The organism is Paenibacillus sp. ov031 (assembly GCF_900143165.1).
In the GTDB taxonomy this organism is placed as follows: Bacteria; Bacillota; Bacilli; order Paenibacillales; family Paenibacillaceae; genus Paenibacillus; species Paenibacillus marchantiae.
Genome location: NZ_FRDO01000001.1, coordinates 976,924 through 991,021 on the forward strand (window position 1 = coordinate 976,924; position 14,098 = coordinate 991,021).

Here is a 14,098-nt window from a genome sequence, read left to right on the forward strand (position 1 = left end):
ATATAGAGAGAATAATCCAAATTAAAAAGATGTTTCTGTCTAATGCAGATGCATCTTTTTTTATTTGGAAAACGGGTCGAGTTGAAAACTATTTTTAAATATATTCAAAAAAAAGTATTGCATATCTGTTTAGTCGGAATTATATTAATGGTATAAGGTCTAGACCATTTACAGATCGGAGTGTTTGCATGTCCAGTACGTTTTCATTTCGTTTTGAAAAAGTATCTACCAAAAAGGTCAGTGAATTTATTAGAGAACAACTGGAAGAAGCCATCATACTCAAAGAATTAATGAGTGAAGAACAGCTTCCTTCGGAACGAGAACTGGCCGAGATTTTTAATGCAAGTCGCATTACGGTACGTGAGGCGTTATCTACGTTGGAAGACAAAGGTCTGATAGAGAAGCGCGTGGGGGCTAAGGGTGGAACGTTTGTCTTGCCTCTGACAGCCAATTCTCATAAACGCACAAGAGAAGAAATTAAACGGGATTGGGAACAGATGCTGAAAGTGTTTGAATACCGGACCATTATTGAGCCGGAAGCGGCTTTTCTGGCTGCTGAGCGGATTACCGCAGGCGAGCTGGAGCTGCTGGAAGCTTATATGGAGCAAAGCATTGAACCTCATTGTACAAGGGAATGGTTTCGGGCTCTGGATGTGAAGTTCCATCTAACCATTGCCAAGGCATCCGGGAATCCATACTGCGAGGCGGCCGTGAGACAGATCCGAACAAAAATTAATCCGGCATTGGACCTAATGCCATATGATGACCGAATCCGCTCCGTCAATCATGGGATACATATGGAGATTCTTGCAGCACTGAAAGCACATGACAGCATCAAGTCCCGGGAGACCATGAAAAGACACATCGAATTCTCGGCTGATGCGATCTATGCCCGACTGGTATCAGAATCGGATGACAAAGAAGGGAATGAGAACTAATGGACCAATCACAACTATATCAACGTGCACAAGCATTGCAGCCCCAACTCATTGCCTGGCGGAGAGATTTCCATCGCCATCCGGAAATCGGCTATGAAGAATTCAGAACGTCAGAGATCGTAGCCAAACACTTGGAAAGTCTGGGTCTTGAAGTGACGCGTAATGTCGGAAAAACCGGAGTTGTAGGCTTGTTGAGAGGAGAGACAGAGGGCCCCACTTTTGCACTTCGGGCAGATATGGACGCATTGCCTATACAAGATCAGAAGTCGGCTGAGTACAGTTCGCAAGTAGAAGGCAAGGCGCATCTGTGCGGGCATGATGCACATACAACCATTCTGATGGGAGCGGCGGAGCTGCTAACGAGCCTCGGCCGACCGAAAGCGGGTAACATCAAATTTGTGTTTCAGCCTGCGGAGGAAGGATTGGCAGGTGCACGTGCCATGATTCAGGATGGAGTACTTGAGAATCCGAAAGTGGACGCGATTGCAGGATTGCATATGACTCCGGGACAAGATACGGGTACCGTCGGGGTAAGCAAAGGTGTGGCGTTTGCCTCGGCAGACCGTCTGGTGATTCGGGTACTTGGCAAGGGTGGACATGCTGCGAGGCCGCATGAAGGTATCGATGCCATTGCCGTATCTGCTCAGGTCATCACTGCACTACAGAACCTGGCTAGTCGTATGGTAGACCCGCTGGAGCCGGTTGTGGTAACGATCGGTAAAATAACTGGAGGCTACATGGGAACCGCCATTGCACCGGAGGTTGAGATGATCGGCACGGTTCGTACACTCTCCCCAGCCATTCGTGAACGCATGCCAGCCTTGATTGAACAGGTCGTAAGTGGTGTGTGCAGTTCGTTCGGGGCGGGTCACGAGGTCATCTATGGTGATGGCTACCCCGTTGTGGTTAACGATCTGGGTATGGTTGACCTGCTTGCGGAGACCGTTGATGGACTCGAATGGGCGAAGGGATGGAGTAGTATTCCGCCATCTACGGGTGGCGAAGATTTCGCATTCTATTGTGAACAGATTCCGGGTGTTTTCTTCCGATTGGGTTCAGGGAACGAGGAAGAGCGAACCCGTTACCCGCTTCACCATCCGATGTTCGATCTGGATGAGACGGTCATGCCTTATGGTGTAGGCATGCTGTCCGCCGTAGCGCTTGAATATTTGGCAAGACACACAACTTCTTAGGGGGAGCATGGGAAATGAAAAAAAGACAATGGACTAGCATGTGGATCACTTTATTGGCTGTAGTACTGGTACTGAGCGCTTGCGGTGGTAAGAGTACGGATAGCAATTCGGCATCCAGTGAATCTGGCAGCGGTACTGCTGCCAGCACTACACTTACAATCGCAGCTGCTACGGATATTGAGAGCTTTGACCCGCACAACAACAATAATACATCCAGTGAAGCGGTACTGGTCAACGTATTTGATTATCTGATCAAAAATGATAGTGAACAGAAGAAGGTTCCAGGTCTCGCGACTTCATGGGAGCAAGTGAATGACACCACATGGCGCTTTAAGCTCCGTGAAGGCGTGACCTTCCATAACGGTGATCCATTCACATCAGCAGATGTGAAGTATACACTGGAGCGCGTAGCTAAAGACAGCACACTGAAACAAAACAGCTACTTCAAAAACATTGTTGAAGTGAAAGCGGTCGATGAACATACGGTAGATATTATTACAGACGGACCAGATCCGTTGCTGCTTAACCGTCTGTCCAAAATGGGGGCAGGCATCTTGCCAGCAAAATATATTAAGGACAATGGGTTCGATAAATTCCTGAAACAACCGGTTGGCACAGGTCCATACAAATTCAGCAAATGGACAAAAGATGATCGCGTTGAACTGGTGAAAAATGAAAATTACTTCGATGCTGAACCGAAATGGAATGAGGTTGTATTCCGTGTCATCCCGGAAGCTTCCACACGTGTATCGGAACTGCTGGCTGGTGGTGTTGATATCGCAGCATCCATACCGTCGACAGATATTGCTCGCATTGAAGGCGAAGCAGACAAAAAGATCGTCAAAGCACCGATTCAGCGTGTACTTCAGTTGATTTTCCGCCAAACAGAGGGCAGCGTCACAGCTGATCCGAAGGTTCGGGAGGCCATTGATCTGGCGATTGACAAGCAGGGCATTGTAGACAGCATTGCCGGAGGTGCAGGTATTGTGACTCGCACATCCGTAACGCCTGGCAACTTTGGGGCAGATCCTTCGTTGTACAAAACATCGCTTTATGATCAAGAGAAGGCGAAGCAACTGTTGCAGGAAGCAGGTTATGCAGAAGGTGAAGCGGAGATGACCATCTCGGTATCCTCTCAATACAAAGAGCCTGCCGAAGTCGTGGCAGCGATGCTGGAGCAAGTGGGCTTCAAAATTAACCTGGACGTGCTGGAACCAAGTGCTTTCAGTGAACGTTACAGTTCCAAGTCATTCAAGGAAATCTTCATGATCGGAATTGGTAATTCCCTCTTTGATGCTTCAAATAACTACAATCGTTACATGTTGGAAGAGGCCAAAGGTGAGTCGGACTATAACAATCCGGAAGTGGAGAAATTGCTCCAGTCTGCGCTTATCAACATGGACCCGGCTACCAGGGAGAAAGAGTACCAGCAAGTACAGCAAATTCTTGCTGAAGATCGCCCAGCTGTGTATCTGTACCAGATGGAAGGGGTTTATGGTACCGATAGCCGTGTGAACTTCAAGCCGCGTAGTGATGAAATGTTCTATGCTGACGAGATTACACCTGCACAGTAACTTCAGACAGAACAACCTGTTATGACAACGATAAGCCGAGAACGGCAGGGACTGCACCACGTTCCTGTCGTTCTTTTTTAAAAGGAGGTGGACAGAGAAATGGGCAAATATGTACTGAAGTCACTACTGCAGGTTATACCGGTTCTGTTCATTGTTTCGTTAATCGTATTTATATTGGTCCGCGTCACGGGTGATCCGGTAGCTCTGATGCTGCCCGAAACAGCTACTGCAGAAGACCGCGCTGTATTAACGCAGGCACTCGGACTGGACCAGCCGTTATACACGCAGTATATGAAGTTCCTTGGCAGCGCCTTGCAGGGAGACTTTGGTCAATCCTTCCGTTATGGAGAACCGGCTTTACAGCTTGTACTGGAACGATTGCCGGCCAGCTTTGAACTGGCTGTTGCAGCGATGTTTTTTGCCATTGTTATGGCTGTACCGCTTGGAGTTGCCTCAGCAGTCAAACGTAATACATTTACCGATCTGATCATCTCCGGGATATCGGTCATTGGTAAAGCTATGCCAAACTTTTGGATGGGTATCATGCTCATTTTGTTATTTTCCGTGATGTGGGGAGTTTTACCTGTATCCGGCCGCGGCGGAGTATCACATCTGATATTGCCAGCCTTTACGCTAGGGGTAGGGCTTGCTGCACAAATGACTCGTCTGATTCGCTCCAGCATGCTGGAAATTCTGAGTCAGGATTACATCCGTACAGCACGGAGCAAAGGGCTTGGCCGGATGGTCGTGATTGGCAAACATGCGTTTCGCAACGGATTGATTCCGGTCGTGACGATTATGAGTTTGCAGTTCACAAGCTTAATTGGTGGAACATTGATTACGGAGACGGTATTCTCCTGGCCCGGGCTAGGTCAGTTGCTGGTTGTTGCAGTCAACACCCATGACATGGCGATTGTACAGGCCGCCGTTTTTGTCATTGCGTTTATCGTCGTTGTAACCAATATTTTGACAGATGTGGCCTACCGGCTGCTTGATCCACGCATTAAATACGATTAGAAGGAGGTGCAATCGATGACAGGCAGCAATGAAATGCCAATGCCGGGTGCAGAACAGGAACAAGAGAATGTACGTACACCAACAGGACTTCGCTATATCTGGAGACAACTGATCATCAGCAAGACCGGAATATTTGGCGCTGTGCTCGTATTGTTGGTTGTGTTAATCGCCATATGTGCACCTCTGTTAACGAGTCATGATCCTGGTGCAGTGAATCCTCTCAATCGTCTTAAACCGCCAGCTTGGCTTGATGGGGGAACGGCTGAATACTGGCTGGGTACGGATAATCTGGGCAGGGACATGTGGAGCCGAATCGTATATGGTGCGCGGGTTTCATTAATTGTAGGTATGGGAGCAGTCATCGTGTCCGGAATCATTGGTGCTATTCTTGGTCTCTTGTCCGGATTTTACGGAAAATGGCTGGATGCGGTTATTATGCGTGTGGGTGATGCATTCATGGCTATCCCTACGATTCTGTTTATGCTCGTTGTGATGGCTATTGTAGGGCCAGGGATTACGACGCTGATTTTGGTTATCGGTGTGACGAACTGGGTGCCTTTCACCCGTGTGGTCCGCAGTGAAGTGTTGAGTATCAAGGAACGGGACTTTGTACACGCTGCCAGATCAATCGGTGCCAAGAATGGGAGATTGATTCTAAAACACATTCTGCCGAATATTTTATCTTCCTTTATCGTGATCTGCGGTATGAATGTTGGGACCACGATTATTATGGAAGCTTCGCTCAGTTTCCTGGGCCTGGGCATTAAACCACCTGACATTTCCTGGGGAGGCATGCTCAGTGATGGAAGACAATATGTTGCAACAAGCTGGTGGGTGGCAACTTTCCCTGGACTAGCAATTACGCTGACGGTTCTTGGTGTCATTTTCCTGGGAGATTGGCTGCGCGATGTACTTGATCCACGTACGGATACAAACAAGAAATAAGAGGAACGGAGAAGGGAGCCATGGACATGAATAAAAAACCGATCTTGCCAGAGGACTTAGTTCATTACCGCTGGGTTAGCCAGCCTGTAATCAATCAAGATGGTCAGGTGGCATACGTTGAACAGACGATTGATCAGCAGAAAAATGAATATATTACGCAAATTCGTGGCGTTTCACTTGATGGTAGTGGGGACAAGCCGCTTACAGACGGCGTAAAGGATTCATCTCCTTCTTGGTCACCAGATGGAACACAGCTCGCTTTTTTACGATTGGAAAGTGGGGGTAAAGGGTTATGGACCCTTGCGTCAGGTGATACAAAGGCTATAAATCTCATCTCGCCTGAGCGCAAGCTTTTACAATTTGTCTGGTCCCCGGATGGGCAATATATTGCATTTACAAGCAAAGTTGTGGAAGGCAAAGATGAAGCGATAACTGACAAAACATCAAAGACAGAAAAACCATCAAAGACAAACGAATCACCTAAAGTTAAAGTAACTCCCCTGAGAGGCAAGGTCTTTGAGCGCACGACACCCAAGGCAGAAGGCTCCGGCTGGTGGGATGGTCTGTATAGCCATCTGTTTGTATATGAGATCGGAAATGGAACCATTACACAGGTAACAACCGGATCATGGAATGTTGCTGCTCCGGTATGGTCGCCAGACGGTCAGGCTATTTCCTTTATTTCCAAGCAGGTACAGGATGAGGGGCTGGATGCCGATCTGTTGTACTTTGCGGATGTACATACCGTGAATCTGGCAAGCGGTGAGCAGCGCAGAGTAACGGATTCCAGTCTTCAGGTGAGCCAGTTCGCATATTCACCCGATGGAGAGCAACTGATTCTGATCGCCAGCGACCGAGAGTACGGAAGTGGCAGTCACAACAGACTATATGAAGTGTCGAGTAGTGGAGGTATTCCAAAGCAGCTGGCACCTGATGTTGATATGCAGTTGGGGAACGCAGCACTTGGAGACATGAAATCGGCAAGCCCATCTCCGTCGCCACTGATGGATGACCATCATGCGCAACGTAAGGCATATGTACTGGGTACACAGGGTGGAAATGTGGACGTGTATCAAATCACCGAGGATGGGTATTGCCAAGCCGTGACAGGAAGCGGGGAGAAGGATGTATACCAATATACCCTGTCACCTGATGGTAAGACGCTGGTCATTGGCGTATTAACTGAGGATCACCCTGGAGAATTGTACCGTGTGGATGTTAACAGTGGTGATATGTTCAGACTCACCCGGCGAAACGATGAATTTTTGGCAGGTTTGGAAGTCAATGTACCTGAGCGTGTCGAGTTTACATCGTCGGACGGATGGCCCATTCAAGGTTGGTTGATGAAGCCGGTTATGCAGAAATCGGACACGAAAGTGCCGATGATATTACAGATTCATGGTGGACCGCACGCCATGTATACAGGCATCTTCAGCCACGAAATGCAGACACTTGCTGCACAGGGATATGCCGTTCTATGGGTAAATCCCCGGGGAAGTATGGGATACGGGCAGGAATTCGCCAGAGCTTGCCGAGGAGATTTTGCCGGGGGAGACTGTCGTGATCTGCTTGAGGCGGTGGACTATGCACTGGCAACATATGATTTTCTGGATGAAACACGTCTTGGTATTGGTGGAGGCAGTTACGGAGGCGTCATGACTAACTGGATCGTAGCTCATACCCATCGATTTAAGGCAGCAGTAACGCAGCGTTGTATATCCAATTGGTTGTCCCTGTATGGAACCAGTGATATTGGAATCTCCTATGTGGAGGGGGTAATTGGCGGCAATCCGACAGAACATGCAGACATGTTATGGGCCCGTTCTCCCCTTGCTCATGCGCACAAGATTGAAACGCCACTTCTGATTATGCATGGAGAGCAGGATTATCGTACACCGATCGCACAGGCGGAGGAGTTATATTCTACGTTAAAACGATATGGAAAAACGACCAAACTGATTCGATATCCAGGCTCCAATCACACTTTGCTCAAAAGCGGAAAACCCTGGCTTCGCGTGGATAGCTTTGAACAGGTCAATGCCTGGTTTAATCAATATCTCAAAGATGGAGAGGGCGGAGCATGACCGTGTTCAGTTATCCATTCCTGTAGCTCTGCTAGTCGAAAATGTTCTGACGAGCGGTGAACCGAGCGAATTAATCATTGATCGTTTACAGAGAAAAGAGTTCTCTTCGTTGTTATCCAAGATCAAGGAACCAACGATGGATCTCAAGGCAGATCAGGATTATATCCAGGAAGATCTGACACTGAAAGATATTCATTTGACCTTGCAAGAGACCGAGTTGCTGCAATTGTTAGTTGGCAGACAGTGGATTGTGCAAGAAGAACAAGGTAAAGACCAGAGAGACAAGGACAGAGACACATCGTTAAGTATCCCTGTTCATATCCGATTAAAGTACTAGCTAAACACATTTATGGAGCCAAAAGCCGCGATTTTCGCGGTTTTTTTATTTGAAGCAGCTCCGTTTTCTATAAAAAAGTGACTTGACTTTTGCAGACGTTTAAGCAGGTACTTGACATCCGTATGGTATATTATAAAAAGCTCTTTTAATGGTGAACACATGATAATCATACAAGATGGGGTGTACGTGATGTATCAATATAAGGATCAGGAATATGAAGCTGTACATTTTGAAGGACGCGACTTGCGTTATGGAGAACTAATCAGCTGTGTTTTCAAACAGTGTACCTTTATGAACGCTTCGATGGAAGAAATCGAGACAAGCAACTGCCGTTTTATCGAATGTGACTTTAAAGGTGCTTCCATGAATGGCTCCATCCATAGAGAATCGGCGTTTGAAAACTGCTTATTTGGTGGTGCTAATCTATTTGCTTCCAAATTCACCTCCTGCAAGATGACGGGATCGGACTTTTCCGGTGCACAAATGGATGGTATTACACTAAGTCAGGGTGATTGGTCTTATACGAATCTGAGACATACCCGGTTGGGCAAACAGGATTTGCGAGGAATTCGTTTCTTTGAAGCCGACTTTACGGACACGGATTTTACCAAGGCGGATCTGAGAGACTGTGATCTCACAAGAGCAGTTTTAAGCAGAGCCAAGCTGCAAGGGGCCGATCTTAGAGGCGCTAATCTGGAAGGAATCGATCTGAAATCATTGGATATTAAAGGCGTACGTTTGGATCGCGAACAAGCCGTTCTGTTTGTACGATCTTATGGTGCGAAAGTAGATTAATTTGAACATATACTGCTACAGTTCCTGCTAGTAATATAGAAAATTCAAAACTTTAAAAACGTCATAAACTGTATGAAGCCACCAAAAAGGTGGCTTTTTTGGCATGAATGATTTCCATTTAAAACAAATTTTGAAGGAATAAGAGATATAACCAAGGAATAGTAAACATAAGTTTCAAATAAAAGGAGGCCATTATGACGACTGCATTAATTACTATTGTTGCTGTTATTGGTTTTGGGATTATAACAGGCACAATCACTATGGTTATGATATTTAAACTGCTTCGTAACAATAAACACAAACAGCATTTTCGAAAAAGCATTTTAACGGAGGGAATACCCGCAGAGGCGGTTATTCATGATATTACACAAACTTCATCCAGTATGGATGGAAGGCCGGGAGTGCGACTGGATTTGACCGTAACCCAAGTTGACGGCCGTACCTTTCCCACGATTGTAGAGACATATATCCCGGTTACACATATTCCCCAATTTCAGAAAGGAAATGTCATTCACGTAAGATACATTGTAAACGGAAATGAACGAAAGGTTGAGGTAGAGGATGCCTATGTTCCGTGAATTTGACTGTTGAACGCAGCAAGGGGGGACATATTACATAAAATGGTTCAGGTTCTACATTGACTAGAGATATGAATTGATTTAGAATCAATTTATCTTGATAATCTAGATACTTTATTTTCGAGATAAATTGATAGAAGAATCGAGGCAGTTCATATGAAAATTAATCACTTAAACTTAACGGTAACTGACGTTATTGAGGTTCAACATTTTCTCGAAACATATTTTGGATTAACCTGTTACGTCAATGCAGGTAAATCATTTGCGGCTATGACCGACGACGATGGATTTTTATTAAACTTAATGTATGGCAAGGATATCAAATATCCAGAAACTTTCCATGTAGGGTTCCCACAAGACAGTAAGGAAGAGGTGGATAACTTGAACCAACGTCTCAAGAACGATGGAATTCAGGTAGAAAGCCCGGCTATTGTTCATGGTTCCTACACCTTTTATCTTCAGGCGCCAGGTGGAATCACACTTGAAGCATACTGTCTCATCGAAGGGGAAGATCCAACCAAAGGACCTCGTCCATCATTTGGAAAACTATAAAAATGAATTCCATTGAAGCCACGAAATTTCGTGGCTTTTTTTTGTATTCTACGATAATCTGATTATAAAATGAATTTGTTGAAAAATGACAAAGTGATAAATTTTATTTATCGAAATGAAATTGAATTTCATTCATGAAAGTTTCATGAGTTCGTTTACATACCATAGAAAATATTTTATAATTGTCATCGGAAGAACCATAACTAACCAAAAGTTATTAAGTGTTAAAAATACATTAAAAAGACGTAACGTCAAGAGACATCATGAAAGAAGGCAATTAGTAAATGAACTCATTTTTTGTGGATTCCAATGGAAACTTAAAAACCTCTTTGAAAGGTAAGGATGTTCTGTCCAATCCCATGTTGAACAAGGGTACTGCCTTTAACGAAGAAGAAAGAAGAGAGCTCAACCTGAATGGCATCTTGCCACCGATGGTTTTAAATATTGAAGAACAAGTGAGTCGAGTATATCAGCAATTGCAGAATGAATCGGATAATTTGCGAAAAAGCATCATGCTTAGTGATTTGTTCAACCGAAATATTGTACTATTCTACCGTCTAATGAAGGATCACCTTAGTGAAATGCTGCCGATTGTGTATACACCTACGGTCGGACAAGCTATCCAGGAATACAGCCATCAGTACCACAGACCGGGTGGTCTATATTTATCCATTAATGATATGGACGGGCTGGAGGAAGCTTTCCGCAACAGTGGATTACAAGCTGGAGATGTGGATTTGATTGTGGTGACCGACTCGGAAAGTATTCTGGGCATCGGAGACTGGGGCGTTGGCGGCATTAAAATTGCCATTGGTAAACTCGCGGTATACACAGCAGCCGTAGGCGTTGACCCAAGCCGCGTATTGCCTGTTGTGCTGGACGTTGGAACCAATAATCCCAAATTACTGAATGATCCATTGTATGTGGGTAACCGTCATGAACGTATTCGCGGGGAAAAATATGATCAATTTATCGAAGCTTTTGTGAAAGAAACAACAAAGTGGTTCCCGGATATCCTGCTTCACTGGGAAGACTTGGGCAGCGTGAATGCCAGAAATATTATACAGAAATACGGGGAAGAACTGCTTACGTTTAATGATGATATTCAGGGAACGGGTGCGGTTACACTTGCGGCGATTATGTCCGGAGTTCAAGTGACGGGTGTGCCTCTTCGTGAGCATCGTATCCTTGTATTTGGACCAGGGGCCGCTGGTATTGGTAACGCGGATCAGATTCTTGACGCCATGATGGAAGAAGGGCTTGAGAGGGAGGAAGCGGAGAACCGGTTCTGGGCTTTCGATTACCGTGGAATCCTTACCGATGAGACGGAAGGTCTATTTGAATTCCAGAAACCATATGTGCGTAAAGCTGCGGAAGTGAAAGATTGGGCATTGAATGAGCAGGGACAGGTCAGTTTGCTGGAAGCTGTGAAACAGATCAAACCAACGATTCTGATCGGCACTTCTGGTGTGACAGGTGCCTTTAATGAACAAGTTATTAAAGAAATGGCGAAGCATGTGGAACGTCCAATCATTATGCCAATGTCCAACCCGACCTCACTTGCCGAAGCAGCACCAAGAAGTCTGATTGAGTGGACGGATGGCAAAGCATTGATTGCAACAGGCAGTCCATTTGAATCTGTCATGTTTAATGACACTTTATATGAAATTGGTCAATCGAATAATGCTTTTGTGTTCCCTGGTTTGGGTCTGGGAGCGATTGTTGCAAAAGCATCTAAATTCACTAAAAATATGTTCACCGCAGCTGCAGTGGCCGTAGCTAATTCGGTAGATTCCTCTGCACCAGGTGCTCCACTTCTGCCAAGAGTGAAAGAACTACATGCTGTTTCGTACAAAGTTGCAGTGGCGGTCGCTAAGGCGGCAGTGGAAGATGGCGTTGCGCGTGTAGAGCTGAAAGACGTTGAAGAGGCGGTAAAAGCTGCCATGTGGCATCCGGTGTACAAACCGCTGTATGCGGCCGTTTAATAATTGAAATAAATTGAATACAGCGCATGGTGACTATAAATCCATGAGGGTCGGGTGTAAGGTGGAGTTTAAAAGGGATCGACATGATTTCTCGCCTTGACCCGTGGTTGTATTCCATGTTAAGTTTCTGGTATTAAATTATTGAGCTTTTAAAGGGGGATAGAGCGATGACTGAATTAGAGGTTGTAGATGTTTATGTGAACCTGTCAACGAACATGAACACTGACATGGTTCACAACATAACTAATCAGAATCCGGCACTTTATCCTCCTATGCATAGATTATCTTGGCGTTAAATTTTTGAACGCCAAGTCTCTTTAACGTATAGTCAGGTTGATGTAACGCAAAAAAGCACCGGTGAATGGGGCTTTTTTGCGTTTTTTCATTTGATGATATTCTAATCATTCTGACACGAGGGATATGTCATTCATTCAAGGGCGGACTGAAATTCTGATTATGTTCAAATATAAAGTGAGGGACCATGTCGTGGTAAATACCCCGTCGGTTAACTTTTATATTTCACATAAAAAGGATGATCTTTATGTCTTTAATCAACGTTACCAACCTAACCTTTGCCTATGATGGCAGTTACGATAATATATTTGAAAATGTGAGTTTTCAGCTGGACTCGGATTGGAAATTGGGCTTTACCGGAAGGAACGGCAGAGGTAAAACGACATTCCTCCAACTGCTGCTTGGTAAATATGAATACAGCGGAACTATTTCTGCGAATGTCAGCTTTGAGTACTTTCCTTTTCAGGTTGAGAATAAAGGAGCTATGACCCTCGATATCATTGAAGATGTCTATCCTGAATATTTACAATGGCAGCTTGTGCGTGAGCTTAACCAGTTAAAAGTTTCGGAAGATATCCTGTATCGGCCTTTCGATTCCTTGTCTAACGGAGAACAAACGAAGGTGATGCTGGCTGCCTTGTTTCTGAAGGATAATCGATTTTTGCTCATTGATGAACCTACCAATCATCTCGATATTCATGCCAGAAAACTCGTTAGTAATTATCTTCGCAGCAAAAGTGGATTTATTCTGGTGTCACATGATCGATCCTTTTTGGATAACAGCGTAGACCACATCCTGTCCATTAATAAAAATAACATCGAGATTCAGAAAGGGAACTTCTCCGCTTGGTGGGAAAATAAACAAAGGCAAGATCAGTTTGAACTTGCAAATAATGAAAAATTAATAAAGGACATCAAGCGTTTATCCGATTCTGCCAAACGGACGGGTGGATGGTCGCATGAAGTGGAAAGAACCAAAAATGGTACGAGAAATTCCGGTTCTAAGGTGGATAAAGGCTATATTGGACACAAGGCTGCCAAAATGATGAAACGTTCCAAAAATATTGAGCAGAGACAGCAATCCGCCATTCATGAGAAGTCCAAACTTCTGAAAAATATTGAGAGTGCAGAACGTCTACAGATTCATCAACTGGATTTTCACAAAAAAGAACTTGTCGAATTGGAACATGTGTCGATTGCATACGGCTCCAATATGGTATGTAAGGACGTGAATTTCACAGTTGAACAAGGGGATCGTATTGCGCTTTATGGTAAAAACGGATCGGGGAAATCAAGCATCCTTAAACTGATTTGTGATGAGAATATCCCTTATACAGGTTATTTTCGAAAGGATCACCAGCTTAAAATCTCGTATGTGTCGCAGGACACGTCGAATCTCGGCGGCCATTTATCTGACTATGCTGTCACGCAGAGAATCGATGAAAGCCTGTTTAAATCCATCCTAAGAAAGCTGGATTTTTCTAGGTTGCAATTGGAGAAGAATATCTCAACGTATAGCGCTGGCCAAAAAAAGAAAGTGCTGATTGCTAAAAGTCTCAGTGAGCAAGCTCATTTGCACATTTGGGATGAACCTCTCAATTTTGTAGATGTCATCTCTCGCATGCAAATTGAAGACTTGCTGCTGGAGTACTCCCCAACCCTTCTGTTTGTAGAGCATGACAGTGATTTTTGCGCAAATATTGCAACAAGAATTATCGAGCTATAAGCAACAGGGAAAGAAAAAAGATATAAATTCTAAGAGCCGCCGCTTGGCGGCTTTTAATCATCACATCTATCTTTGCAATA

Annotated in this window: 12 protein-coding genes; all 12 read left to right on the plus strand. The window is 44.9% G+C overall.

Annotated features, from left to right (window positions below; genetic code table 11):
* Positions 1 to 188: 188 nt before the first annotated feature.
* The 12 genes from BUA17_RS04275 to BUA17_RS04330 all read left to right on the plus strand — a co-directional run bounded on the left by BUA17_RS04275 (position 189) and on the right by BUA17_RS04330 (position 14,018).
* Positions 189 to 938 carry a FadR/GntR family transcriptional regulator gene (locus tag BUA17_RS04275; RefSeq protein WP_063565209.1) on the plus strand — a complete coding sequence of 250 codons (750 nt, stop codon included), beginning with the start codon at positions 189 to 191 and terminating at the stop codon, positions 936 to 938.
* Positions 938 to 2,131: a M20 metallopeptidase family protein gene (locus BUA17_RS04280; protein ID WP_063565208.1), complete on the plus strand. Its 1,194-nt coding sequence runs from the start codon at positions 938 to 940 to the stop codon at positions 2,129 to 2,131. The genes BUA17_RS04275 and BUA17_RS04280 overlap by 1 nt, the downstream gene beginning before the upstream one ends.
* A gap of 14 nt (positions 2,132 to 2,145) precedes the next feature.
* Positions 2,146 to 3,705, plus strand: a complete 1,560-nt coding sequence (locus BUA17_RS04285) for an ABC transporter substrate-binding protein (RefSeq protein WP_072732708.1) — start codon at positions 2,146 to 2,148, stop codon at positions 3,703 to 3,705.
* 99 nt (positions 3,706 to 3,804) lie between these two features.
* Positions 3,805 to 4,722, plus strand: a complete 918-nt coding sequence (locus BUA17_RS04290; RefSeq protein WP_063565206.1) for an ABC transporter permease — start codon at positions 3,805 to 3,807, stop codon at positions 4,720 to 4,722.
* A gap of 15 nt (positions 4,723 to 4,737) precedes the next feature.
* On the plus strand, positions 4,738 to 5,667 hold the full coding sequence (locus BUA17_RS04295; protein WP_063565205.1) for an ABC transporter permease: 930 nt from the start codon (positions 4,738 to 4,740) through the stop codon (positions 5,665 to 5,667).
* A gap of 26 nt (positions 5,668 to 5,693) precedes the next feature.
* Positions 5,694 to 7,751 carry an alpha/beta hydrolase family protein gene (locus BUA17_RS04300; RefSeq protein WP_072733474.1) on the plus strand — a complete coding sequence of 686 codons (2,058 nt, stop codon included), beginning with the start codon at positions 5,694 to 5,696 and terminating at the stop codon, positions 7,749 to 7,751.
* Positions 7,732 to 8,088: a hypothetical protein gene (locus tag BUA17_RS04305; RefSeq protein ID WP_072732709.1), complete on the plus strand. Its 357-nt coding sequence runs from the start codon at positions 7,732 to 7,734 to the stop codon at positions 8,086 to 8,088. The genes BUA17_RS04300 and BUA17_RS04305 overlap by 20 nt, the downstream gene beginning before the upstream one ends.
* 189 nt (positions 8,089 to 8,277) lie before the next feature.
* Positions 8,278 to 8,883, plus strand: a complete 606-nt coding sequence (locus BUA17_RS04310) for a pentapeptide repeat-containing protein (RefSeq protein WP_063565203.1) — start codon at positions 8,278 to 8,280, stop codon at positions 8,881 to 8,883.
* 194 nt (positions 8,884 to 9,077) lie between these two features.
* Complete coding sequence (locus tag BUA17_RS04315; protein ID WP_072732710.1) at positions 9,078 to 9,461, plus strand: hypothetical protein; 384 nt, start codon at positions 9,078 to 9,080, stop codon at positions 9,459 to 9,461.
* A gap of 156 nt (positions 9,462 to 9,617) precedes the next feature.
* A complete protein-coding gene (locus tag BUA17_RS04320) occupies positions 9,618 to 10,013 on the plus strand; it encodes a VOC family protein (protein ID WP_072732711.1) in 396 nt (131 codons plus the stop codon).
* Between the two features lie 284 nt (positions 10,014 to 10,297).
* Positions 10,298 to 11,998: an NAD-dependent malic enzyme gene (locus BUA17_RS04325; protein WP_072732712.1), complete on the plus strand. Its 1,701-nt coding sequence runs from the start codon at positions 10,298 to 10,300 to the stop codon at positions 11,996 to 11,998.
* A 541-nt stretch (positions 11,999 to 12,539) separates the two neighbouring features.
* Entirely contained in the window at positions 12,540 to 14,018 is a 1,479-nt protein-coding gene (locus tag BUA17_RS04330) for an Lsa family ABC-F type ribosomal protection protein (protein ID WP_072732713.1), read from the plus strand.
* The last annotated feature ends 80 nt before the right edge of the window (positions 14,019 to 14,098 follow it).

Bases quoted from the DNA above. Each gene is read 5' to 3' on its own strand.
- BUA17_RS04305 (WP_072732709.1), top strand. From the start codon at position 7,732: ATGGAGAGGGCGGAGCATGACCGTGTTCAGTTATCCATTCCTGTAGCT.
- BUA17_RS04315 (WP_072732710.1), top strand. From the start codon at position 9,078: ATGACGACTGCATTAATTACTATTGTTGCTGTTATTGGTTTTGGGATT.
- BUA17_RS04275 (WP_063565209.1), top strand. From the start codon at position 189: ATGTCCAGTACGTTTTCATTTCGTTTTGAAAAAGTATCTACCAAAAAG.
- BUA17_RS04330 (WP_072732713.1), top strand. From the start codon at position 12,540: ATGTCTTTAATCAACGTTACCAACCTAACCTTTGCCTATGATGGCAGT.
- BUA17_RS04300 (WP_072733474.1), top strand. From the start codon at position 5,694: ATGAATAAAAAACCGATCTTGCCAGAGGACTTAGTTCATTACCGCTGG.
- BUA17_RS04295 (WP_063565205.1), top strand. From the start codon at position 4,738: ATGACAGGCAGCAATGAAATGCCAATGCCGGGTGCAGAACAGGAACAA.
- BUA17_RS04325 (WP_072732712.1), top strand. From the start codon at position 10,298: ATGAACTCATTTTTTGTGGATTCCAATGGAAACTTAAAAACCTCTTTG.
- BUA17_RS04320 (WP_072732711.1), top strand. From the start codon at position 9,618: ATGAAAATTAATCACTTAAACTTAACGGTAACTGACGTTATTGAGGTT.
- BUA17_RS04280 (WP_063565208.1), top strand. From the start codon at position 938: ATGGACCAATCACAACTATATCAACGTGCACAAGCATTGCAGCCCCAA.
- BUA17_RS04310 (WP_063565203.1), top strand. From the start codon at position 8,278: ATGTATCAATATAAGGATCAGGAATATGAAGCTGTACATTTTGAAGGA.
- BUA17_RS04290 (WP_063565206.1), top strand. From the start codon at position 3,805: ATGGGCAAATATGTACTGAAGTCACTACTGCAGGTTATACCGGTTCTG.
- BUA17_RS04285 (WP_072732708.1), top strand. From the start codon at position 2,146: ATGAAAAAAAGACAATGGACTAGCATGTGGATCACTTTATTGGCTGTA.